Annotated in this window: 22 protein-coding genes; 18 read left to right on the top strand and 4 right to left on the bottom strand. The window is 50.4% G+C overall.

What is annotated here, in order from left to right:
- The first annotated feature begins 645 nt into the window (after window positions 1–645).
- The 5 genes from LK536_RS48930 (at window position 646) to LK536_RS48950 (ending at window position 5,903) form a co-directional block, all read left to right on the top strand.
- On the top strand, window positions 646–1,932 hold the full coding sequence (locus tag LK536_RS48930; protein ID WP_227796491.1) for a 4Fe-4S dicluster domain-containing protein: 1,287 nt from the start codon (window positions 646–648) through the stop codon (window positions 1,930–1,932).
- Complete coding sequence (locus tag LK536_RS48935; RefSeq protein WP_227796492.1) at window positions 1,929–2,855, top strand: DUF1848 domain-containing protein; 927 nt, start codon at window positions 1,929–1,931, stop codon at window positions 2,853–2,855. Before LK536_RS48930 ends, LK536_RS48935 begins: the two co-directional genes overlap by 4 nt.
- A 16-nt stretch (window positions 2,856–2,871) precedes the next feature.
- A complete protein-coding gene (locus tag LK536_RS48940) occupies window positions 2,872–3,780 on the top strand; it encodes a glycerophosphodiester phosphodiesterase (RefSeq protein ID WP_227796493.1) in 909 nt (302 codons plus the stop codon).
- A gap of 410 nt (window positions 3,781–4,190) precedes the next feature.
- Entirely contained in the window at window positions 4,191–4,844 is a 654-nt protein-coding gene (locus tag LK536_RS48945; RefSeq protein WP_227796494.1) for an undecaprenyl diphosphate synthase family protein, read from the top strand.
- Window positions 4,845–5,171: 327 nt separating this feature from the next.
- Window positions 5,172–5,903: a LytR/AlgR family response regulator transcription factor gene (locus LK536_RS48950; protein ID WP_008726325.1), complete on the top strand. Its 732-nt coding sequence runs from the start codon at window positions 5,172–5,174 to the stop codon at window positions 5,901–5,903.
- A gap of 166 nt (window positions 5,904–6,069) precedes the next feature.
- On the opposite strand, the gene LK536_RS48955 is transcribed toward LK536_RS48950, so the two are convergent.
- Window positions 6,070–6,504, bottom strand: a complete 435-nt coding sequence (locus LK536_RS48955; protein WP_227796495.1) for a LytR/AlgR family response regulator transcription factor — start codon at window positions 6,502–6,504, stop codon at window positions 6,070–6,072.
- Here LK536_RS48955 and LK536_RS48960 point away from each other — a divergent pair.
- The 6 genes from LK536_RS48960 to LK536_RS48985 all read left to right on the top strand — a co-directional run bounded on the left by LK536_RS48960 (window position 6,456) and on the right by LK536_RS48985 (window position 10,556).
- Window positions 6,456–6,623 (top strand): hypothetical protein, encoded by a 168-nt coding sequence (locus LK536_RS48960; RefSeq protein WP_227796534.1) that lies wholly within the window; start codon window positions 6,456–6,458, stop codon window positions 6,621–6,623. The genes LK536_RS48955 and LK536_RS48960 overlap by 49 nt on opposite strands.
- A gap of 362 nt (window positions 6,624–6,985) precedes the next feature.
- On the top strand, window positions 6,986–7,195 hold the full coding sequence (locus LK536_RS48965; protein ID WP_227796496.1) for a hypothetical protein: 210 nt from the start codon (window positions 6,986–6,988) through the stop codon (window positions 7,193–7,195).
- A gap of 103 nt (window positions 7,196–7,298) precedes the next feature.
- Window positions 7,299–9,098 carry a phage tail sheath family protein gene (locus LK536_RS48970; RefSeq protein WP_227796497.1) on the top strand — a complete coding sequence of 600 codons (1,800 nt, stop codon included), beginning with the start codon at window positions 7,299–7,301 and terminating at the stop codon, window positions 9,096–9,098.
- A 327-nt stretch (window positions 9,099–9,425) separates the two neighbouring features.
- A complete protein-coding gene (locus LK536_RS48975; protein WP_227796498.1) occupies window positions 9,426–9,854 on the top strand; it encodes a phage tail protein in 429 nt (142 codons plus the stop codon).
- Between the two features lie 268 nt (window positions 9,855–10,122).
- Window positions 10,123–10,296 carry a hypothetical protein gene (locus LK536_RS48980; RefSeq protein WP_165642847.1) on the top strand — a complete coding sequence of 58 codons (174 nt, stop codon included), beginning with the start codon at window positions 10,123–10,125 and terminating at the stop codon, window positions 10,294–10,296.
- Between the two features lie 14 nt (window positions 10,297–10,310).
- On the top strand, window positions 10,311–10,556 hold the full coding sequence (locus LK536_RS48985; protein ID WP_008726341.1) for a spore coat protein: 246 nt from the start codon (window positions 10,311–10,313) through the stop codon (window positions 10,554–10,556).
- A gap of 56 nt (window positions 10,557–10,612) precedes the next feature.
- Here the strand turns inward: LK536_RS48985 and LK536_RS48990 are convergent, their stop codons facing one another.
- The 3 genes from LK536_RS48990 to LK536_RS49000 form a co-directional block, all read right to left on the bottom strand.
- Window positions 10,613–11,218 carry a cytidylate kinase-like family protein gene (locus tag LK536_RS48990; RefSeq protein ID WP_025483912.1) on the bottom strand — a complete coding sequence of 202 codons (606 nt, stop codon included), beginning with the start codon at window positions 11,216–11,218 and terminating at the stop codon, window positions 10,613–10,615.
- Window positions 11,219–11,334: 116 nt separating this feature from the next.
- Window positions 11,335–11,781 (bottom strand): hypothetical protein, encoded by a 447-nt coding sequence (locus LK536_RS48995; protein WP_025483911.1) that lies wholly within the window; start codon window positions 11,779–11,781, stop codon window positions 11,335–11,337.
- 183 nt (window positions 11,782–11,964) lie between these two features.
- Window positions 11,965–13,329: a PspC-like choline-binding domain-containing protein gene (locus tag LK536_RS49000; RefSeq protein WP_227796499.1), complete on the bottom strand. Its 1,365-nt coding sequence runs from the start codon at window positions 13,327–13,329 to the stop codon at window positions 11,965–11,967.
- Between the two features lie 281 nt (window positions 13,330–13,610).
- Between LK536_RS49000 and LK536_RS49005 the strand changes: the two genes are divergently transcribed.
- The 7 genes from LK536_RS49005 to LK536_RS49035 all read left to right on the top strand — a co-directional run bounded on the left by LK536_RS49005 (window position 13,611) and on the right by LK536_RS49035 (window position 22,547).
- Window positions 13,611–15,674 carry a thiamine pyrophosphate-binding protein gene (locus tag LK536_RS49005; protein WP_227796500.1) on the top strand — a complete coding sequence of 688 codons (2,064 nt, stop codon included), beginning with the start codon at window positions 13,611–13,613 and terminating at the stop codon, window positions 15,672–15,674.
- Window positions 15,675–15,765: 91 nt separating this feature from the next.
- Complete coding sequence (locus LK536_RS49010) at window positions 15,766–16,839, top strand: NAD-dependent epimerase/dehydratase family protein (protein WP_227796501.1); 1,074 nt, start codon at window positions 15,766–15,768, stop codon at window positions 16,837–16,839.
- 13 nt (window positions 16,840–16,852) lie between these two features.
- Window positions 16,853–17,986 carry a class I SAM-dependent methyltransferase gene (locus LK536_RS49015; RefSeq protein ID WP_008726377.1) on the top strand — a complete coding sequence of 378 codons (1,134 nt, stop codon included), beginning with the start codon at window positions 16,853–16,855 and terminating at the stop codon, window positions 17,984–17,986.
- A 114-nt stretch (window positions 17,987–18,100) separates the two neighbouring features.
- On the top strand, window positions 18,101–18,304 hold the full coding sequence (locus LK536_RS49020; RefSeq protein ID WP_227796502.1) for a hypothetical protein: 204 nt from the start codon (window positions 18,101–18,103) through the stop codon (window positions 18,302–18,304).
- Complete coding sequence (locus LK536_RS49025) at window positions 18,304–19,323, top strand: NAD-dependent epimerase/dehydratase family protein (RefSeq protein WP_331472218.1); 1,020 nt, start codon at window positions 18,304–18,306, stop codon at window positions 19,321–19,323. The genes LK536_RS49020 and LK536_RS49025 overlap by 1 nt, the downstream gene beginning before the upstream one ends.
- 6 nt (window positions 19,324–19,329) lie before the next feature.
- Complete coding sequence (locus tag LK536_RS49030; protein ID WP_227796503.1) at window positions 19,330–20,337, top strand: glycosyltransferase family 2 protein; 1,008 nt, start codon at window positions 19,330–19,332, stop codon at window positions 20,335–20,337.
- A complete protein-coding gene (locus LK536_RS49035) occupies window positions 20,334–22,547 on the top strand; it encodes a glycosyltransferase family 2 protein (RefSeq protein ID WP_227796504.1) in 2,214 nt (737 codons plus the stop codon). The genes LK536_RS49030 and LK536_RS49035 overlap by 4 nt, the downstream gene beginning before the upstream one ends.
- The last annotated feature ends 2 nt before the right edge of the window (window positions 22,548–22,549 follow it).

The raw sequence follows: 22,549 nt of genomic DNA on the forward strand, positions 1-22,549 counted from the left end.
GTGTATAGAGGCGAAAAAGCATAGAGGCGAAAAACATAGGGACGAAAAAGCATGGAGAGACAAATAGACAGGGAACAAGAACTTAAAAATACAAGAGCATAAAAATACAAAAGTATAAAAGTACAAAGGAACAACGTATAGCAATTAAGACTTGAAATTGTATCTACAATATGGAGTAACCATATAGTAAAAAATCTAGAAAGATGGCTTTGCCCTTCGTAACTATCAACTTATCTTATTTCAGCTTTTTGAGTTTACATAAACATTGAAACGGTCTCCTAAATTTTCCGTGCCTTTCCCCTCCTCACCACCAAAAAACTGCTCTAATATAATAATCCTCTCCCATATATCCACTTCCACCCACAAAAAACTCCACTCCCTAGTAAAAAGAAACATACATCAATATCCGATTGGCCATATCCATACCCCTACCCAGTTTCCAACAAAAAGAATATCCACCAAAAGCCAGTCAATAATCTAGTGGAAAGCACAGACAAAACAATACCGGAATACAGTCCAATATATGGACATTTCCCTATTCCATAATGAAAAAACAAACCAATAGCAATGGCAGCCCTGCCTTCTCTACCACCGCCCTATCGAACCAACATACTACACAGAAATCAAATAAAAGGAGGATAACATATGGGACACCTGACCACCCGCGACGCCTACAAAAACCTGAGTGACCGCATCAACTGGTTTACCCAGGGCGCACCGGCGTCGGAGACGTTATATAAGATTTTACAGGTTCTGTATTCGGAGAAGGAGGCCAAGTGGGTTGCGCTACTTCCTGTGCGTCCGTTTACCGTGAAAAAGGCTGCAAAGATATGGCAGACATCTGAGTATAAAGCAGAGCGCCTTCTGGACCATCTCTGTGAAAAGGCCCTGCTGGTGGACTCCTGGCACAATGGGGTCCGCCAGTTCGTGATACCGCCGCCAATGGCTGGATTCATTGAATTCGCCCTGATGAGGACCAGGGGAGACATTGACCAGAAATACCTGAGTGAGTTGTACTACCAATACATGAATGTGGAGGAGGATTTCATCAAGGACCTGTTTTACGCCACGGAGACAAAGCTGGGGCGTGTATTTGTCCAGGAGCCGGTCCTCACCAATGATAAAATGAATCACATCCTGGATTATGAGCGGGCCACCCATATTGTGGAGGAGGCGGAGTATATTGGTCTTGGTTTATGTTATTGCCGCCATAAGATGTCCCATGCAGGCCATCCCTGTGAGATTGACGCGCCCTGGGATGTGTGCCTGACGTTTGACAATGTGGCCCGTTCCCTGGCAGAGCATGGAGATTATGCGCGGCTTATTTCCAAGGAAGAAGCCCTGGACGCCCTGGAGCGCTCCTATGCCAGCAATCTGGTGCAGATTGGGGAAAATGTCAGGGAACATCCGGCGTTTATCTGTAACTGCTGTGGCTGCTGCTGTGAAGCCCTGCAGGCGGCCCGGCATTTCAGCCCCATGCAGCCCGTTGCCACAACCAACTATATACCGGACATTTCGGAGGGGACATGTGTGGGATGTGGGAAATGCGCCAGGGTCTGCCCGGTACTGGCCATTTCCATGAAAGAGGATGGAAATGGGAAAAGGATTCCTGCTTTGGACCGGGACATCTGCCTGGGCTGCGGCGTGTGTGCCAGGAATTGCAGTGTCAAGGCGATTGAACTTAAAAAACGGCCGGAACAGATTATAACCCCGGTAAACAGTACGCACCGGTTCGTGCTCCAGGCAATCGAAAAGGGAACCCTGCAGAACCTGATTTTTGATAACCAGGCATTTGCCAACCACAGGGCCATGGCGGCTGTGTTCGGAGCCATCCTGGACCTGCCTCCTATTAAGCAGGCCATGGCAAGTAAGCAGTTTAAGTCCATTTACCTGGACAGGCTGCTGTCCATGCACAAGGAGAGGGGAAAATGATTGTCAGCGTGAGCCGCAGAACCGATATACCGGCATTTTACCCGGATTGGTTTTTCCGGCGTCTGGAGGAAAAGTTTGTTTATGTGAGGAATCCCATGAATCCCAGGCAGGTCAGCGAACTGCGGCTGGACCGGGATTCAGTGGACTGTTTTGTGTTCTGGACCAAGAATCCGGGGCCTATGATGGACCGGCTAGCCATGCTGGATGATATGGGGTATCCATATTATTTCCAGTTTACACTTACTGCTTACGGAACGGATTTGGAACCGGGGGTCCCGGATAAGGATGAGATGATAAAGGTGTTCCGTCGGCTGTCCCGGCGTATAGGGCAGGAACGTGTTGTGTGGCGTTATGACCCTGTTTTGCTTGGCGGAAACTATACAATCCAGTACCATATGGAGTGGTTTGAGAAAATGTGCAGGGCTCTCTGTGGATATACCGGCTCCTGCGTAATCAGCTTTCTCGACATGTATTCCAGGATAAAAAAGAATATGGAATATTTGGGGGTTTTACTTCTGGGACAGGAGGATATCCGCCTTCTGGCATCTGTTTTAGGACCGATTGCAGCCAGGTACGGTATTAAAATCAGCACCTGTTCAGAGGAAATGAATCTGGAAGAATATGGAATAGAAAACGGAAAGTGCATTGATGACCGCCTTATCACATCGATTACGGGGCATCAGCTGGATGTAAAAAAGGATGATACACAAAGGGCTTCATGCGGTTGTGTGAAGAGCGTGGATATCGGAACGTACCATACCTGCGCACATTTTTGCAGGTACTGCTATGCGAACCTGAGCCCGCGTCAGGTGGAGGAGAACAGGAGACAGCATGATCCTGATTCGCCCTTTTTGATTGGCAGCCTTCGCGGGGACGAGAAGATAACGCCCCGGGTTATGAAGTCCGTGATAAAAAAGAGATAGATTGGAAAGACATTATATGAAGATGAATATCAGACAGATAACAGCTGCCGTGGTGTGCGGACTGATGATTGCGGGTGAGACTTCCATAGCCGCATGCGCAGCGGAACCCTGGAACGGGAATGTGGAAAACTGTAACATAAGTTCAGACGGAAGGAATACAAATGCGCAAATTCGGAGCGAAGATGCGCAAATCCAGAATGGGAATATGGAAAGCTGGGATGAAAATGTGGAAATCACAGCCCACAGAGGAGATTCATCAGAGGCACCGGAGAACACAATACCAGCATTTAAGGCGGCCATTGAAAGCGGGGCCGACTGGATTGAACTGGATGTGGGCGTTACAAAGGATGGCGTCCTGGTGGTACTCCATGATGAGGATTTAAAGCGGGTTGCAGGCGATTCCAGAAAAATAGGGGAACTGACTTTTGAGGAGGTGCGCCGTCTGGATGTAGGCAGCCGCTTTGGACCCAGCTTTAGCGGTATAGGGATACCCTCATTGGAGGAAGTGCTGGATTACTGCAAAGGCAGGATACTGCTGAATATTGAGATAAAATACAGGAAGGGCCAGGACCTGGCATTCATTCCCCGCCTGGTGGATTTAATACGTCAACGGGAAATGATGGACCAATGCATGATAACCTCCTTTAATTATGGCTGTCTGCAGATGGTAAAAATATTTGAGCCAGAAATCAAGACTGGTCTTATCAGCTCCAAACCCATTGCGCAGCCGGAGATTTATACGAGTGCGGATAATTTTGTCCTCAGCATTGAGCTGATTGAGCCGGATACCGTGAACCGTATTCATGAACTGGGTAAGGAAGTCATTGCCTGGACGGTTAATGACCAGTATTCCGTGGAGAAATGCAGGAAGGCCAGAACCGATAATATCATTACGGATTATCCGGATGATATTATCTCGGATTGATTGGAAAAGGCAGAATGTTATTCTGTGCGGATTACTAAGACCAGAATGCTACTCCAGGCGGATTATCAAGACCAGAATGCTGCTCTGGGCGGATTATCAAGACCAGAATGCTGGTCCGGGCGGATTATCAAGACCAGAATACTGCTCTGGTCGGATTATCAAGACCAGAATGCTGCTCTGGTCGGATTATCAAGACCAGAATGCTGCTCCGGGCAGATTACCAAGACCAGAATGCTGCTCCGGACGGATTGCCAAGACCAGAATGTTCCTTCAGACAAATTACCAATACTACAATGATATACCACACGAATCACCACACCTGCAATCGTGCCCCAGCAGGTATATATTTTCCATAAAAGCCCATACTATCCATATATTACCGGCAGTCCGCCGGAAATGGAGGAGAGATTATGAGATTACCGAAGCATATTGGGATCATACCGGATGGGAACCGCAGGTGGGCCCTGGACCGGGGAATGGAGAAAAAGGATGGATACAGACACGGTATTTCACCGGGGATGACGCTATATCATATGTGCCGTGAACTGGGGATTGAGGAAATGTCTTTTTATGGATTTACCGTGGATAACACCAAGCGTCCCAGCACCCAGCGCCAGGCATTTACAAAAGCATGTGTGGCAGCTGTGGAGGAGTTGTCAAAGGAGGATGCCAGCCTGCTTGTGCTGGGAAATACCCAGTCCCCTATGTTTCCGCCGGAACTCCTTCCTTATACCAGGCGCCACGATTTCGGGGCTGGCGGAATGAGGATTAATTTTCTGGTTAATTACAGCTGGGAGTGGGATGTGGGATTCAAACCGGATAACTCAGGGAAAGCGCCGGCTGCTTCCGCTGCAATCGGACCGGTACTCAGAACAGCCGATGTTTCCCGAATTGACCTTGTAATCCGCTGGGGCGGCCGTCGAAGGCTGTCGGGATTCCTTCCGGTCCAGTCTGTGTATTCGGATATATATGTGGTGGATGACTACTGGCCGGATTTCAGGAAAGAACATGTGGAGGCTGCGTTAAGGTGGTATTCGAATCAGGATGTTACATTAGGAGGATAAAAAGGATAAGCGTGAAGAGGCAGGGCTGCATGGAAGATTTGGTCTAAAGACAGTCGATGCAGCCCGCAGCGTTCTTCCCATTGGGATTCAGCCGTCCGCAAAGCGGGAAGCCCGGCTGTATTTTTCAAATATAACCGTGAACAGCGCTTGGAAATGTATCTGCAATTCATCTGGATTGGCAGCGTATACATGTCCAGGCGCTGTTGTATATTAGCAGAGGAAAGTGAAATTTCTACAATAAAGCGACTGTTTTCAACATATATGGACAAAATGGTACAGGGGGGTGTAAAATATCATAAATAAATTTAGCAGTACGGGGAAAGTATTATGATACATATAGCAATTTGCGACGATGACATACAGCTATGTAACCAGCTGGAAGATTATATAAGGAAATGGAGAAAAGAAGGAAGGAAACTGGAGGCAGAGGTATTCAACACAGGGAAGGAATTTGAAAAGGCTCTGAAGGAACGGTATTTCGATTTGATTTTTCTGGATATCATCATGAAGGACTGCAGCGGGATTGAGTTGGGGCGGTTTATCCGCGAAGAGCTTAATAATGACAGCAGCATGATTGTATATATGTCCGGATATGGAGACGAATACGCTCTGGAGCTGTTTCAGTTCCAGCCCTTTCATTTTTTAAAGAAGCCGTTTAAGATTGAGGAATTTCAAAGCATTTTCTGTAAGGCGTGTGAGAGGATACAGGGAGATACGGGGATCTTTGAGTTTAAGTCCAGCCGGACCGTGTATCGGGTCCCGTTAAAGGATATCCAGTATTTTGAGGGGGATAACCGAAGGGTTAAAATTGTAACCGACACACACACGTATCATTGTTATTCTACCATCGAAAATCTGTTTTCCAAAATTGACATGGAGAAGGCGGGATTCATCCGGCTGCATAAGTCCTATGCAGTAAACCTGCGGTATGTGGCAACGTTCAGCGTCAGGATGGTAACCTTGTTTGACGGGGAGGAGTTCACGGTCAGTGCGCCGTTTAAGGAAAATGCCCAGCGGCAGTATGAAATTTACAGCGAAAAGATTGGCCGGACGAAGTGATTCTGTCGGATGGAGTGATTCTGCTGGACGAAAAATGATTGAACGGAAGATACGCAGATATGGACAGGGAGCCTGCACGGGTTGATATAGTGCGGGCTTTCTGGCGTTTTGATGTATCGGGGCCTGTCCGCAAATCTGTCCTATGTCTTCAGCCGGCACACCACCTTCATACACGGCCTTTCTGGAGTCGGAAGCTGTGTCCCATTGCTCTGCTCCAGCCTATATCATACCGGTAGATATGCCGCACATACTGTTGGTTTACAATGAAACTGTGGTGGGTGCGCATAAAATAGGAAGGAAGATGTTTCTCCATACTGCTGACGGACTGGCTGGCCAGTATCCGGCCAGAACAGCAGTACATATTGCTGTATGTGTTGGACGCCTCGATGTACGCGATATCTTCAGTGCATATGTGGTATACTTCGGCATGACGGCCGGATATGGAGAGGAACCCAGTGGAAACAGAAGTGGATGAAGCGGGTGATATGTGTACACATACCAGCTTCAGATAGCCCTGGTATATGTTCCGGATGGTCCTGGTACAGGTTCCGGATGAAACTGGAACAGTATGGATGCTCCGGTTCGTTCTGGGAAGGAACATTGTATTCACAGATTACAGCAAAGGCGTCCGGGGCCAGGGACATGAGATGGCTGTGGCTGAAGGTAATCAGGTATTGCTGCGGTCTGGGCATTTTAAACAGGCTGGAAGAAACGCTGTAATATCCGTAGGGATACTGACGGGTCAGGTTGTTAATCCATATGATATCACTGTAATCTGTTCCAAAATCAGGGAGGGCCTACCCCGGTAAAAGGAACGGATGATGGAACGCATCTTGTTAATGATTAGCCGGTCATTTTGTCTGGACATTGAAATCCCCTCTTATTTATTTATAATTTATAATGTATGGCAATGCTTATTCCGTCTGACTTTGTAAATAAAGTCATTAGCCTTAAAATATGGGTTATTGGTTCAATTCTATTGAAAAGGGTGACATTTTCAATAGAATTGTATTATATTAGAGTTAAAGCGGAATATAAGACGTTCAATCTGATGTAAGTTAAGAAGGGAGGTTATACTGGGAATGCAGGAGGAATATAAGCAGGCGCAGTTACAGACCCATGCCCAGGGTGGGCAGATATTTCTGGGTGCGGGACAGGAAATGCATCTGGGGCATGAACTTGGGCATGTTGTTCAGCAAAAGCAGGGCAGGGTGCAGGCCACAGAGGCGGTCAGGGGACAGGCTCTTAATGATGACAGGAGCCTGGAACAGGAGGCGGAACGGTTTGGATGAAGGATAGGGGGATAGGGGGCACCAGAAGTATCCGTCCGACTGTGATATGGAAACAGATAACTTAGCAGTCTTTCAGACTGTGCCATTATAAGGGAGGTATTTCATGGCAGAGTATTTATCACCGGGAGTATATGTGGAGGAGTTCGACTCAGGAGGCAAACCCATGGAGGGAGTGGGGACCAGCACGGCAGGCTTCATCGGAATGGCGGAGCGGGGACCGGTGGAAGGGCCTCCGCGGCTGGTAACCAATTTCGCGGATTTTAAGCGGATTTATGGGAGATATCTGTCGGCTGATGAGTACGGGGACTACCGGTTCCTGTCGTATGCGGTGGAGCATTTCTTTATCAATGGAGGTGCCAGGGCATTTATTGCCAGGGTGGCGCCGGGAGATGCGGCCTGTGCAAAGGGTACGCTTCCAAACAGGGAACACCCGGTGCTGGTGATGACGGCCAGGAACCCGGGAATGTGGGGAAACCGCTTGAAAGTTGTGATTTCCCCTTCCAGCAAGGCTAAGACACAGATAATGGAGGTTCTGGAGACATCAGCCGGCCGGTGTTATGTGGTGAAGAATGGAGCCGGCTTCTGGGCCGGGGATGTGGTGGAATTCTCGGACGGGGAACAGTCGGTTTATAACCGGATTGTAAAGAGTGAGGACAATATCATCTTCTTTGAGAAAGAGTTTGATATGGATGTGACGGACAGACAGCTTTTGCCGGAAAAGGTCATCACTACCTGTGAGTTTAACATGGAAGTGCGGTTTGAGGATATCGTGGAGAGGTATGATAACCTTTCATTTAATATCAACACTGCAAATTTTGTGGAGAAGAACGCAGCCAAATCAGATTTGATTTCAGTGGCCGTACAGTTCGGGAATACAGGGAGCGGCACGGCCGGAGAGGGCGGGGACGGATCCGATGTCAGCGGGGAAGGCGCAGGCGGTACTGGGAAATTCATCCCTCCTTTCAAACAGCTGGGCGATGGCGGTGCTGCCTTGGTATCTGTTGATTTTGAGGGAGGCAGCAACGGCAATGCCCTTGGCATGACCGCCACTGAGTTCATAGGTGTTGACAACGGAGCCGGACGGCGTACCGGTATCCAGGCTTTTGTGGATAATAATGTGGTATCCATTATAGCGGTCCCCGGGATTACGGATTCCAATGTGCAGCTTTCCCTGGTGTCCCACTGTGAGAACCTGGCCAGCCGGTTTGCGGTGCTGGATATTCCCAGGGAATCCAGAAAAGTGCAGGATATCCTCAGCCACAGGAATATTTTCGATACTACCTACGCGGCTCTTTATCATCCGTGGCTTACTGTATTTGACCCATTGGACAAGCGGAATATTTCCATACCGCCATCAGGTTCCGTGATGGGCATCTATGCCAGGAGCGATAACACCAGGGGCGTGCACAAGGCCCCCGCCAACGAAGTGGTGCGGGGCTGTGTGGGACTGGATGTGCAGTTTGACAAAGGTGAGCAGGATATCCTGAATCCTAAGGGTGTGAACCTGATACGCGCATTTCCGGGGCAGGGTATCCGGGTTTGGGGCGCCAGGACAGCCAGCAGCGATGGAAACTGGAAGTACATCAACGTCCGCAGGCTGTTTATTTTCATCGAGGAAACCATTAAGGCCAATACGGACTGGGCTGTATTTGAACCCAATGACGAGGTGCTGTGGGTAAGGGTACAGAGGACCATAGAGGTGTTCCTGACCAACCTGTGGAGAGGCGGTTCCCTGGTCGGGACATCGCCGGATCAGGCGTTTTTCGTTAACATCGGACGCGCTACCATGAGCCAGGATGATATTGACAACGGAAGGCTGATTTGTGTCATCGGCGTGGCTCCTGTGAAGCCGGCTGAATTTGTAATCTTCAGAATCACCCAGAAGACCAGGGAAGTCCAATAATCGATGACAGCGGATGCCGGGAAGTGTACAGACACATATCTGGAAGCGTACAGACTTATATCTGGAAGCATGCAGATGCATATCCAGAGGCGTACAGACGCATACTTCAGAAGCGTACAGACGCATATTCGGAAGCGTACAGACGCATATCTGGAAGCATGCAGACGCATATCCGGAAGCGTACAGACGCATATCCGGAAGCGTACAGACGCATATCCGGAAGCATGCAGACGCATATCCGGAAGCATGCAGACGCATATCCAGAGGCGTACAGGCGCATACCCGGAACCGGACATCATCACTCAAGAGCAGGAGGAATCATAATAAATGACAGGACATCCAAGAGTGGAACTCCACTTTAAATTAGAAATAGACGGACTGGACGCAGGCCGTTTTACGGAAGTGTCCGGGTTTGACGCCACCATGGAACCTGTTGAATATAGGGAAGGCAACATGGCTTCAGAGATGCCGCTCAAGGTACTCGGATTGAGAAGATATGGAAATATAACACTGAAAAAAGGTATTATAGAGGGACAGGGGCTGTACGACTGGCTAATGAAGGGACTTACAGGGACAGTGGAGCGCAAGACGGTTACCATCAGCCTGTTAGACGAGACACAGGCGGCGGTTGCGTCCTGGCAGGTCATCAACGCATGGCCGACCAAGTATACGGCCCCGGATTTTAGCGCCACCTCCAATGCAGTTGCCATTGAGTCGCTGGAACTGGCCCATGAGGGTATGACAAGGACTTCGTAAATGAAAAAGAGGGGAGCGGGATATGGATTCGGGTGAACTTTTAACCAACCAGCATTTTACCGTATATGTGGGAATGGATGCCTGCGGTTTTGCCAGGGTTTTCAATATAAGCGCTGAGCTGGAGTAGGAATCCAGTGTTGAGGGCGGCCGCACTGACCAATGATTCCAGACTCATGTGCAGCTGGGGCGGCGTCATACAGATAACATTTCCGGGAACCGTGAATATACAGTGCTGAGCCGGCGCATACTAATCCCGGAGGTGATATGAATGAGTCCGAAGGAATTAAATTATATTGAGGATGCCTTAGGCCATGAGCAGTTTTTAAAAACCCAGTGCCAGGAGGCTATCCAGAACCTGCAGGATCCGACCCTTAAGAATCAGGTCCAGCAGATGACACAGAAGCACCAGCAGATTTTTGACAACTTTTATAATCTTGTATAAGGAGGAAGAATAGAATGGATGACAAGTGTATCATGGAGAACCTTCTCCTGACAACCAAAGGCGTATGCGATTTGTACATGCACGGCACCATCGAAGCTTCCACCGCCAATGTGCATCAGACCTTTAACCAGGCTTTAAATGATAGTCTGTGCATGCAGGACGATATTTATAAGGAGATGTCAGCAAAAGGCTGGTATCAGATGGAGCAGGCGGAGCAGCAGAAGATTATGAAGGTGAAGAACCAGTTTGCCGGCATGTGATTGGATATCTGTATAAAACGGGAGCGCTTCCTTCAGCGCTCCCGTTTAAACCATAATCATTCGGCCTCATACATATCCTTAATCATCCGTACCGTCCTGTCCATGCCAAGGCGGCTTATATTGAGGAGCATCTGATGGGAATCAATGCTGCCCCATTTGCGTTTGGTATAGTTTTCGTAGTAGTTCTTCCTGCGGCGGTCCGTGGACTTGATGGCGGCGACCGCATCCTTTTCGGAGAAATTATAGCGTTCCATGATGCGGCGTACCCGGTCATCCATGGAGGCGCAGATGAATACGTCAATCAAATCCGGATAATTGCGCAGTACGTAGTCGCCGCACCGCCCTACGATGATGCATGGCCCCTTTTTGACCAGGGCTTCAATGATGATGGTCTGGGCCACGTAAGTACTATCGTTCAGGGAAAGGCCGTATCCGGTAACGGAATTAGGTTCCTTTGGAATCTGATAGTTGGCTAAGAAGGTAGAGAGGGCGGATTCATCAACCTTTTCCACGCTGACAGGAGAATGTCCCATCTTTTCAGCGGCCATCTCCACCAGGTTCCTGTCATAGAGAGGAATCCCCAATTGGTCTGACAGCCTCTGGGCTACTTCGTGTCCTCCGCTTCCGAACTGACGGGCTATAGTGATAATCTTATGGCTCATAGTCCCACTCCTTTCCAACTCAAAGAGTATAAATGTACGAATAAGTTGCTATATATATTATTATAACGCACTATTTATACAATTGATATAAAAAGTTTGAAAATTTTTGCTGTTTTTTATTCATCAGTCCCATCCTTGCTATCCGCAGCCGAAGTCCCGTCCCCCACATCTGTAGCCGCTGCTTCATCCCGGGCCAGCGCCCGCTTTTCATGCATCAGATCCCAAATGGTATCATGCATCCATTTTACCGTGTCGTTCAGGATTTTGTTTTCCGTGTCCAGGTTCATGATGACGTTGTTCATTTCCGCAATGATCTCGCGGCTGTTGTAGCGTTTGTGCGGGGCGGTCAGACGCTCCACAAGGGACGGGTTGGTCTTCAGTATCTCCTTTGAAAGGAATTCATCCCGCTCATCGCAGGACATCCTCATGAATTCCGTGTAATGCATCCGCACCATATACATGGCTTCCTCACAGCCGCACTTCGGGCACTGGGGATGGCGGGAGGTCTGGTAGTAAGCATAGTGCCCGCATTTGGGGCAGTAAAATACAGCAAGTTCTCTCATATTCGTCCTCTCCTGATACAGTCCTAATTATATAGATAGCGTTTCAGAAGGAAAAATATACCACTTTTTCACATAAAAAGTGTAATTTCGGCAAAATGCACAAAAAAACGGCAGACTAATTAGCTAGTCTGCCGTGTATATGGCTTTGCCTTATGGGTGAACGGATGATGGCAAATCCTTTTCTTACTGGATTACACCTTCGGTGTTTACGGTCCAGATTTTATCATTTTCGTCTTTAAAGTCCTTGAAGCCATTGCCCAGCTCTGGTTTTGCCGTGGACTTGGAGGAGGATCCTGCCTTCTGCACGGTGCCGTTGGCATTTACCAGGTACTGCTTGTCGTCTAAGGTTACAGGGGCAAAGCGCAGGTCCTTGTCAGCTTCCTGACGCAGGCCGTATACATACAGCACGTTGTCCTTGATGCCATGGTACCCCTGTCCCTTTCTGGAACCGTCTGTGTGGAAGTACCAGTTCTGTACCTCGCCTAAGTCCTCATCAAAGATGGACTGCTTACCGGTCTTCATCACGCCTTCCTCGTCAAAGTAGAAGTTGGCAATGGAACCATTTTCAATGTTGACTACCTGCTTGCCGGTCTGCATTTCACCCTTTGTGTTAAATGCAAACTTCTTGGAGTCGATAGTGAACAGTTCCAGACCTTTTTCTGCATGGTATGGCTGGCCTTTCTTAAAGTAGAAGCGGTAAAGTTCTGCCTCCTCGCTGATGCCTTCAACGCCTTCAATGGTTCTCCAGCCGTCAGCGCGCTTGCCGTCCTCATCATAGTACTGATAACCAGCTACGGTTACTTCTGTCTGTGCGGGAGCTGCCTCTGAAGGGGTTGCCTCTGCTGCGTTTTCCCCAGCAGCTGTCTCTGATGCAGGAAGCTTGAACCATCCTGTCTGCATACGTCCGTCTACAAATGTATAGTAGTCGCCGTTTATCTTCTTGTCTACTTCATTTTCAACCCTTTTTCCTGTATTGTCAAAGAAGAACCATGACTCAAGGTATTCAGGATCATCGGTTTCATCTTCCAGAAGAACCCATCCTGTTTTTCTGCTGCCGTCCTCACCCAGATAATAGTTGAAGCCGTCAACTGTAATGGAACCGGTCTGCATGATACTGTCTTCATTAAAATAGTACCACTGGCCGTTAATGGATGCCCACTTGGAGGTCAGGGCCTTGCCGTCCCTTCCGTAATAGTAGTACAGATGCTCCTGTGCGTCATCCTCGTTCCAGAAATCTTCATTTTCCACGGAAACCCATTTCATGCTCACACGTTTTCCGTCTTCTCCTACGTAATACTCATCAATCTGCATGTTGGAGGCGCGGACTCCGTCAGAATCCAAGTAGTACCAGTCATCTCCGTTTTTCTTCCAGGTATCGGTTACTGCATCACCATAGGAATCATAGTAATACCAGTTTCCGTTTTCCTCTGTCCAGCCCACGCTTTTCGCAAAAGCAGTGGAAGCGGTTGTTGGGAAGAAAGCAGGGGTTACTGCTGCCATCAGCATTGCAGTGGATAATACAGCCAGAACTTTAGTCTGTTTTTTCATAATATTGAATCTCTCCTTTTTGATATGTGTTTTTGTCTGTGGCCGAAAATCCGTCGTTGCATTACATGGTTCATTATAGCGGACAGATATGTGGAATGATAGTGATGGTTGCTGGAAGTTCTGGAATCCGCTGGGGGCAGGGGGGACACCCCTTTCTTCCTTATTATGCGTGCCTTATCGTAAGAGAAATTTAGTATTATTTTCCCCTGTTTTATGCTATACTCTCGATATATGTACATTTTTGCAGCAACGGAATTAAGAACAGGGAGGGAGACCGCAGGATGAAAATCAAGATTTCCAATTATATAGCAGCCAGGCTGGTGGAGGCAGGAATCTGCCAGGCGTTCATGGTGACCGGAGGAGGCGCCATGCACCTGAATGATGCGCTGGGACATCAGGAAGGGCTGCACTGTATCTATAACCATCACGAGCAGGCCAGCGCCATGGGGGCAGAGGCTTATGCCAGGATCCATAACAGGATTGCCGCCCTCTGTGTCACCACTGGTCCTGGGGGAACCAATGCCATTACCGGCGTGGTAGGGGGATGGCTGGATTCCATTCCCATGCTGGTGCTGTCCGGCCAGGTGCGCTATGACACCACGGCACGGTTCTCTGGGGTGGGAATCAGGGCCATGGGCGACCAGGAATTTGATATCTGCAGATCCATTGACTGCATGACAAAGTATTCCGAGATGGTAACCGACCCCATGCGTATCCGTTACTGCCTGGAGAAAGCCCTGTATCTTGCAAAGTCAGGCCGTCCCGGACCGTGCTGGCTGGATATCCCGCTGAATGTCCAGGGGGCATTTGTGGAAGAAGGGGAACTGGTGGGATTTGACCCCGAGGATTATGAGGCCGGCGGGGATGGCTGGGCAAAGGACGGCAGTATGGAGGACTCAGATGGAGGCGCTGGAAGCACAGCGGCCGGACATGGGGACGGCCTCAGCCACAAAATCCTTCAGGACCAAGCCGGGCATGGAGAACACCGCCAGGTGCTTCCGGGTAAGGTAAAGCCGTCGGCTGCACAGGAGATCATCGACAGGATAAGAAAGGCCAGCCGTCCGGTTATCAATGCGGGCAACGGCATCCGCATTGCAGGCGCCCATAAGGTATTCATGGATGTGGCGGAGAAGCTGGGAATCCCGGTCATTACCGGATGGGACAGTGAGGACTGTATGTATGACACCCATCCCCTGTATGTGGGACGGGCCGGCAACATGGGGGACAGGCCTGGCAATTTTGCCATCCAGAACAGCGACCTGGTGCTGTCCATAGGAAGCCGCTTAAGCATCCGTCAGGTGGGGTATAATTATAAGACCTGGGCCAGGGAGGCATTTGTGATTGTCAATGATATAGATGAGGAGGAACTGAAGAAGCCTTCCATCCATGCGGACATGCCTGTCCATGCAGATGCGAAGGATCTGTTGGAACAGCTTGACCTTGTGCTGGACGATGTGCTTGCAACAGAGGCGGACCGTCTGCCTGAAAGCCTGAGCCGCCCCGGTAGGAAGCAGGTATTTGAAGGAGGAAAAGGCCTTAGGGAAATGAACTGGAACCAGACCTGCGCCATGTGGAAGGAACGCTATCCCGTTGTCCTGCCTAAGCATTTTGAGCATGGGGATGAGGAGCCGGCCAATGTATATGCATTTATTAAAGAAGTGAGTAGCCGTCTGAAGGAAGGCCAGATAACCGTGGTGGGCAATGGCTCTGCCTGTGTGGTGGGCGGACATGCATATGTGCTTAAGAAGGGACAGCGTTTCATTTCCAATTCAGCCATCGCGGCCATGGGATATGACCTGCCTGCAGCCATCGGGGCCTGGGCCGCATCCAGGAAGAACCAGTGCTACAGCATGGGAAGCGATAAGACCGGGGATGACCTGATACTGGTCACAGGGGACGGCAGCATTCAGATGAACATCCAGGAACTTCAGACCATCATCCATCACAGGATGAATATAAAGATTTTCGTGATTAACAACGGCGGCTATCATTCCATCCGCCAGACCCAGAAGAACTTCTTTGGGGAGCCGCTGGTGGGAATCGGTGTGGACAGCGGGGATTTAAGTTTCCCGTGCCTTGAGGAACTGGCCCATGCCTATGGATATCCATACAGGGCAGCCAGGCATAACAGCCAGCTGTCCCGGGCAGTGGAGGAGACGCTTGATCTGGAAGGACCGGTCATATGCGAGGTGTTTGTTTCCATGGACCAGAACTTTGAACCCAAATCATCTGCCAAGAGACTGCCGGATGGCACCATGGTATCCCCGCCCCTTGAAGATCTGTCCCCGTTCCTTCCGGAGGAGGAGATGGATGGGAATATGATTATCCCAAGGATTAGGGAATGACAGGGATTAAGGGATTCCTGCCCGGATGCATGGATTCCTGTCCGGAAACACGGATTCCTGTCCGGAAAATTAACAACAGGAGTGAAGGATTATGCGGATAGTGGTGACCGGAGCCACCAGTTTCATCGGGCTGGCGGTTATAGAGGAATTGCTTCACGGCGGCCATGAAGTGCTTGCCGTGGTGCGCCCTGATTCACTGGGGAGGAAAAAGCTGGAAGGAAGGAAGGGAATCCATATCTTGGAGTGCGGGCTGGATTGTATCGGGAATCTGGCGTATTCCCCGGTCCTGGCGTATTCCCCGGCCTTGGCAGATTCCCCGGCCCTGTCGGACTCCCCGGCCCTGTCAGACTCCCCGGCCCTGTCAGACTCCCCGGCCCTGTCAGACTCCCTGGCCCTGGCGTACCGGACAGATGTGGCGGGCCGGATAGACGTGCCTGGCGGATCCAATCCTGTCAGGGGGGCGGACGCATGGCTTCACCTGGGCTGGGAAGGCGCAGGCAGTGCCAACCGCCAGAACCCCCAGCTTCAGGCCCGCAATATCGGTTATGCCCTGGAAAGCCTGAGGACAGCGGCAGCCATCGGATGCACCAGGTTCCTGTTCAGCGGTTCCCAGGCCGAGTACGGTATCTACCGTACGGTCATGAAAGAGGAAGGCGCATGCAGTCCTGTGTCAGAGTATGGCAAGGATAAGCTTGAGGTGTGCAGGCGTGCTTCACAGGAAGCAGAGGGGCTGGGCATTACCTATATCCATGCAAGGATTTTCAGCGTATATGGTCCCGGGGACCATCCCTGGTCCCTGGTTTCTACCTGTATCGATACGTTTCTAAAGGGCGGCCATATGGAGATGGGCGCCTGTACCCAGATGTGGAACTTCCTGTATATAACGGATGCGGCCAGGGCTTTGGCAGGCCTTTTGCTTGCCAAAGCCCCCGCTGGCGTGTATAATGTGGCAGGGGAAGATACCAGGCCCTTAAAAGAATATATTGAAGAAATCCATGGTCTCTGTGGTGGAAAAGGCACGTATGAATATGGAAAGCGCCTGCCCAATGCAGAAGGGGTGGTGTCCCTGATGCCGGATATCAGCAAGCTTACAAGGGCGGCTGGTTTCAGGCAGGAAGTATCCTTCAGGGAAGGAATCAGGGAAATGCTTAAATTAAGGTATTAAAGGAGACAGACGTATGAAACGATGCATTGCCTGCGGTGCCCCGTTATGGGAGACGCCGTTACTTACGTTAGATAATATGCCGGCCTGTGCCCAGCATATGCCGGATGCCGAAGGGCTTGCGGATGACCAGGGGCTTACGCTGGATCTGTGCCAGTGTATGGGCTGCGGACTGGTTCAGTTTGACTGCGAACCCGTGGACTATTACAGGGATGTAATCCGGGCGGGCGGTTTTTCAAAAACCATGGTGGAACTGCGCAGATACCAGTACCGGAACCTGATACAGAATTATGATCTGGAAGGAAAGAAGTTCATCGAGGTGGGCTGCGGACAGGGAGAGTTCCTGAAAGTACTGTCGGAATTCCCGGTAGAGGCCCATGGGATTGAACATGATGCCCGTCTGGTGGAGCTTGCCAGGGCCCAGGGACTGAATGTGACCCAGGGATTCACTGAGACAGAGGATACCCGGTTCCCGGGCGGTCTTTATGATGCGTTCCTGTCCTTTAATTTCCTGGAACACCAGCCGGATCCGGGAACCATGCTCCAGGCCATCTACCGCAACCTGGAGGATGACGCGGTAGGCCTGATTACGGTTCCAAGTTTTGAATATATCATGGACCACAGCAGTTATTACGAGCTGATTCGGGACCATATTGCATATTATACATTTGAAACCCTGACCCCTCTTCTGGAACGCAATGGGTTCCTGGTGGAAGAGTGTGAGGTCATTAACAGGGATACCCTGTCCGTGATTGTGAAAAAACGTCCGCAGATGGATACGGACAACCTGCTGGAATGCTATGTGAACCTCCGCAGGGAGATGGAGGGATACATGAAGTATCTGGAAGCATGGAATAAGAAGGTGGCCATATGGGGGGCCAGCCATCAGGGCTTCACCCTGGCCGCCACCACGAAGCTGGGGGAAAAGGCCCAGTATATCATAGATTCTGCGCCGTTTAAGCATGGTAAGTTTGCTCCATCATCCCATCTTCCTATTGTGCCGCCGGATTACTTCACGGACCATCCGGTGGATGCCATCGTAATCACGGCCCCCGGCTATACGGATGAGATTGCGGCCAGTATACGGGAGAAGTTCGGCAGGAACGTGGAAGTCAGGGCCATGCGCTCCAACCATCTGGAGCTGATATAAGGATTTGGATGGAATATGGAAATGCTACAGGGAGGGCGGTGGATGTGATGCGGACAGATATTGGAGGACGGCCAGGCGATGAAGTGCAACCGGGTACCGAAGTACGGCCAGGCGATGAAGTGCAACCGGGTACTGAAGGACGGCCAGGCGATGAAGTGCAACCGGGTACCGAAGTACGGCCAGACGATGAAGTGCAACCGGGTACCGAAGTACGGCCAGGCGATGAAGTGCAACCGTATACCGAAGTACGGCCAGGCGATGAAGTGCAACCAGGTACCGAAGTACGGCCGGAAGCTGAATTGCATCTGGAAACTGTAGTGCAAACAGATGCGGAAGTACAGCCAGATACGGAAGTGCAAACGGATGCGGGAATACAGCCGGACGACATAACACAGCCGGACCCCTCTGGCGGGGTGGTTGTCATAACCGGCGCCACTGGATTTATCGGAAGCAACCTGGCCAGGGTATTCCTGGAGCACGGCTCGGTTGTTTACGCCCTGGTACGCCCTGGTTCTAAGAACAGGACTGCGCTTCCTGTACATGAAAACCTTAAAGTTGTGGACTGCGGCCTGGAGCACGTGGAGGACTGCATACCTGTCATTGGACATGCAGATGCATTTTTCCATCTTGCCTGGGGCGGGGTGAACCGGGAAGAAATTGACTCGCCGCAAGTACAGGCCCGTAACGTGGCAGGTTCCCTGGAATGTGTGCGCACGGCAGCCAGGCTGGGGTGCGGCATTTTCATGGATGCCGGTTCCAGGGTGGAATATGGAGCCGTGGACGGAATGATGCAGGAAGATGTGGAATGTCATCCTATTAACCAGTACGGCAAGGCCAAATGGGAATTCTATCAGAAGGCCGCCCCACTTTGCAGGGAACTGGGGCTTAATTATTTCCATCTGCGGTTTTTCAGTGTGTATGGTTACGGGGACCATCCGTGGTCCATCATCTCCACATTGGTCCGGGATTTGAGGCGGGATAAAAAGGTATCCTTAAGTGCCTGCCGCCATCAGTGGAATTTTATGTATATTGAGGACGCGGTACAGGCAGTATATGAGTTATACAGGCATGGAAGGGCGGATGGAGCGCCTTACAGCCATATTGTGAACATCGCGGGTTCGGATACAAGGCCCCTGCGCTCCTTTGTGGAGGAAATCCATGAGATTGCCGGGGGCAGAGGCGAACTGGAGTATGGCACATTTGTCCAGGCCAAGGAAGGCGCGCTTTCCATACGGCCGGACATCACCAGGCTTTGCAGGCTGACCTGCGGTGACTGGAAGGAACGGTATACCTTCCGCCGGGGCATTGAAGAGACTATAGAGAAAGAAGAAGCGTAGAAAGACATGAAGAAAATCAGCGTATTGATTCCCTGTTATAATGAAGCGGAGAATGTAGGCCCTATCAGTAAGGCAGTGACGGACATCATGGAATGTGAGCTGCCCCAGTATGATTATGAACTGGTATTTATTGATAATGATTCCACGGATGGGACAAGGGATATCCTCCGGGATTTGTGTTCGGCCAATCCAAGGATTAAGGCGATTCTCAATGCACGTAATTTCGGACAGTTCAACTCGCCGTATTACGGAATGCTTCAGATGACAGGCGACTGCGTCATTGAAATGGTGGCAGATTTCCAGGACCCGGTGGATATGATCCCAAAGTATGTCCACGAATGGGAAAAGGGCTATAAGATTGTCATCGGCATCAAGACCAGCAGCAAAGAGAACCGTATGATGTACTGGCTCAGAAGCTGTTATTATAAGACAATCAAAAAACTGTCGGATGTGGAGCAGATTGAACATTTTACAGGCTCAGGGCTTTATGACAGGGAATTCATCGAGGTATTGAGGAATCTGGATGACCCCACACCGTTCCTTCGCGGTATTGTGGCGGAACTGGGATACAGGCGCAAGGAAATCCCTTATGAGCAGCCCAAACGCCGGGCAGGCAAGACCCATAATAACTTTTACCGCCTGTATGACGCGGCCATGCTCAGCGTTACTTCCTATACAAAGGCGGGTCTGCGCCTGGCAACCATATTCGGAAGCATCTGCGCTGTCATAAGCATGCTGGTGGCCCTGGTATACCTGGTGATGAAACTCATTTGGTGGGACCGCTTCCCTGCAGGCATGGCGCCCATGCTGATTGGGATGCTGTTCCTGGGTTCCGTACAGCTGTTTTTCATTGGATTTTTAGGCGAATACATCATGAGCATTAACCAGAGGGTGATGAAGCGCCCGCTGGTCATTGAGGAAGAGCGGATTAATTTTGACAAAGAGGTTAGCGGCGAACAAGGTAAAGGCGAACAAGGTAAAGGCAAAGAAGATAAGGGTGGTGCAGAAGCATGAAGTATAAGATAGATGTTGTGCGCATCAGGGAGAATTCCATCACATTGAACGGATGGGCCATCGGTAAATCCCCTGAAAGCCGCGCTACCTTCCGGGTGGAGGATGAGAAGCGCCAGCCGGTCAAATTTAAACATGTTTCCACCCGAAGGGATGATGTTAGCCAGATATATTATAAGGCTGTCCACGACCGGGAGTTTGGTTTTGATATCCAGTTCCCCTATGAGCGGGGGAAAAGCTACTACCTGCTCATACGGTGCGAGGGGAAGCAGGCCAGGATTAAGTTCAATGAGGAGCTGATTGCGAAGCGGGCCAGCGTGGCACATAAGCGGATGGAGAAGATAAAGGACCTCATGAACATGGAGACAGTCCATGTGGCCATGGATTTCTGGAAGGAACACGGCCTTAAGGCGCTGGTGCTCAAGTCAAAGCACAAACTGCAGGGCATTGACAATGACTATGATTACAGCGAGTGGTATGACCTTACCAGGCCCACGGATGAGGAGCTGGCGGCCCAGCGCCAGAAGATATTTGATTTTGAACCCCTGCTGTCCGTGGTGATTCCCGCTTATAAGACGCCGGAGCGCTATCTCAGGGAAATGCTGGATTCCATTGTGGACCAGACGTACACTAACTGGGAGATATGCATTGCGGACGGCAGTCCCAGGGGGCAGGGCCTGGAGCGTGTCCTTAAGAAATACGCGGACAGGGATAAGCGCATCCGCTATGAAATCCTGGGGAGCAACCGGGGGATTGCGGGCAATACCAATGCGGCCTTAGATATGGCCCGGGGGGATTTCGTGATTCTGGCGGATCATGACGACACCCTTCCTTCCCATGCTTTTTATGAGGTGGTGAAGGCCATTAATGAACATCCTGGCTGTGAGGTCATTTACTCGGATGAGGACAAGCTGGACATGGATGGGAAGGCCCTCTTTGACCCCCATTTCAAGCCGGATTTTAACCGTGACCTGCTTACCAGCGTCAACTATATCTGCCACCTTTTTGTGGTGAGGAAGGATCTGCTTGAGACGGTTGGTGGATTCCGCCAGGAGTTTGACGGAGCCCAGGATTATGATTTCATATTCCGTTGTACGGAAGCGGCTGGGGAAGTTTACCATATTCCCAAGGTGCTGTATCACTGGAGATGCCATCAGGATTCCACTGCCAGCAATCCGGAGAGCAAGATGTATGCCTTTGAGGCCGGTTCCAGGGCCATCATGGCCCACTATGAGCGCATGGGAATCCAGGCGGAGCGGGTGGAAAAGGGAGTGGACTACGGCATTTACCATACGGTTTTCAAACTTCAGGCACAGCCCCTTGTATCCGTTATCATCCCCAATAAGGACCACGCCGGGGACCTGGATGTGTGCGTTAAGTCGCTGATGGAAAAGTCCTCCTACCAGAACCTGGAATTTATTGTGGTGGAAAATAACAGCACGGAAAAGGAAACCTTTGATTATTACGGGAAAATGCAGGCAATGCACAGCAACTTCCATGTGGTGACATGGGAAAAGGGCTTTAATTATTCCGCCATCAATAACTTTGGGGCAGGTTTTGCAAAGGGAGAGTACCTTCTCCTTCTGAATAATGATACAGAGCTTATAAATCCGGACAGCATCCAGGAAATGCTGGGATTCTGCCAGCGGGAGGACGTGGGGATTGCAGGGGCCAGGCTTCTGTATGCGGATGACACCATCCAGCATGCCGGTGTCGTGATTGGATTCGGCGGCATTGCAGGACACACGTTCATCGGTCTTCACAAGGCGGAAAACAGTTATTTCCACAGGGCCATGTGCGCCCAGGACTACAGCGCGGTGACCGCTGCATGCCTGATGACGAAAAAGTCCGTGTTCGACGCGGTGGGCGGCTTGAGTGAAGAACTGGCAGTGGCATTTAATGACATCGATTACTGCATGAAAGTGAGAGCCCTGGGGAAACTGGTAGTATATGCGCCCTATGCATGCTTCTACCATTATGAATCCAAGTCCAGGGGCCTGGAAGATACGCCTGAGAAGGTGAAACGGTTTAACCGGGAAGTTGCTATTTTCATTAAAAAGTGGCCGGATATCATCGTGAAGGGGGACCCCTATTATAATCCCAACCTGACCCTGCGCAAATCCAACTTTGCCCTCAGGGACCTGCTGAAGGAAAAGATAGGGGAACCGTACGACCTTAAGATTTATGAGCAGTTTGCTCCGGAGGATAAGTAGAG

The sequence above is a fragment of the Clostridium pacaense genome (genome assembly GCF_020709765.2).
GTDB classification, from domain to species: domain Bacteria; phylum Bacillota; class Clostridia; order Lachnospirales; family Lachnospiraceae; genus Enterocloster; species Enterocloster hominis.

What these genes read in the sequence shown, in the direction of transcription:
- LK536_RS48930 (WP_227796491.1), top strand. Translation starts at nt 646, where the DNA reads ATGGGACACCTGACCACCCGCGACGCCTACAAAAACCTGAGTGACCGC.
- LK536_RS48935 (WP_227796492.1), top strand. Translation starts at nt 1,929, where the DNA reads ATGATTGTCAGCGTGAGCCGCAGAACCGATATACCGGCATTTTACCCG.
- LK536_RS48940 (WP_227796493.1), top strand. Translation starts at nt 2,872, where the DNA reads ATGAAGATGAATATCAGACAGATAACAGCTGCCGTGGTGTGCGGACTG.
- LK536_RS48945 (WP_227796494.1), top strand. Translation starts at nt 4,191, where the DNA reads ATGAGATTACCGAAGCATATTGGGATCATACCGGATGGGAACCGCAGG.
- LK536_RS48950 (WP_008726325.1), top strand. Translation starts at nt 5,172, where the DNA reads ATGATACATATAGCAATTTGCGACGATGACATACAGCTATGTAACCAG.
- LK536_RS48960 (WP_227796534.1), top strand. Translation starts at nt 6,456, where the DNA reads ATGAAACTGGAACAGTATGGATGCTCCGGTTCGTTCTGGGAAGGAACA.
- LK536_RS48955 (WP_227796495.1), bottom strand. Translation starts at nt 6,504, where the DNA reads ATGTTCCTTCCCAGAACGAACCGGAGCATCCATACTGTTCCAGTTTCA.
- LK536_RS48965 (WP_227796496.1), top strand. Translation starts at nt 6,986, where the DNA reads ATGCAGGAGGAATATAAGCAGGCGCAGTTACAGACCCATGCCCAGGGT.
- LK536_RS48970 (WP_227796497.1), top strand. Translation starts at nt 7,299, where the DNA reads ATGGCAGAGTATTTATCACCGGGAGTATATGTGGAGGAGTTCGACTCA.
- LK536_RS48975 (WP_227796498.1), top strand. Translation starts at nt 9,426, where the DNA reads ATGACAGGACATCCAAGAGTGGAACTCCACTTTAAATTAGAAATAGAC.
- LK536_RS48980 (WP_165642847.1), top strand. Translation starts at nt 10,123, where the DNA reads ATGAGTCCGAAGGAATTAAATTATATTGAGGATGCCTTAGGCCATGAG.
- LK536_RS48985 (WP_008726341.1), top strand. Translation starts at nt 10,311, where the DNA reads ATGGATGACAAGTGTATCATGGAGAACCTTCTCCTGACAACCAAAGGC.
- LK536_RS48990 (WP_025483912.1), bottom strand. Translation starts at nt 11,218, where the DNA reads ATGAGCCATAAGATTATCACTATAGCCCGTCAGTTCGGAAGCGGAGGA.
- LK536_RS48995 (WP_025483911.1), bottom strand. Translation starts at nt 11,781, where the DNA reads ATGAGAGAACTTGCTGTATTTTACTGCCCCAAATGCGGGCACTATGCT.
- LK536_RS49000 (WP_227796499.1), bottom strand. Translation starts at nt 13,329, where the DNA reads ATGAAAAAACAGACTAAAGTTCTGGCTGTATTATCCACTGCAATGCTG.
- LK536_RS49005 (WP_227796500.1), top strand. Translation starts at nt 13,611, where the DNA reads ATGAAAATCAAGATTTCCAATTATATAGCAGCCAGGCTGGTGGAGGCA.
- LK536_RS49010 (WP_227796501.1), top strand. Translation starts at nt 15,766, where the DNA reads ATGCGGATAGTGGTGACCGGAGCCACCAGTTTCATCGGGCTGGCGGTT.
- LK536_RS49015 (WP_008726377.1), top strand. Translation starts at nt 16,853, where the DNA reads ATGAAACGATGCATTGCCTGCGGTGCCCCGTTATGGGAGACGCCGTTA.
- LK536_RS49020 (WP_227796502.1), top strand. Translation starts at nt 18,101, where the DNA reads ATGAAGTGCAACCGGGTACTGAAGGACGGCCAGGCGATGAAGTGCAAC.
- LK536_RS49030 (WP_227796503.1), top strand. Translation starts at nt 19,330, where the DNA reads ATGAAGAAAATCAGCGTATTGATTCCCTGTTATAATGAAGCGGAGAAT.
- LK536_RS49035 (WP_227796504.1), top strand. Translation starts at nt 20,334, where the DNA reads ATGAAGTATAAGATAGATGTTGTGCGCATCAGGGAGAATTCCATCACA.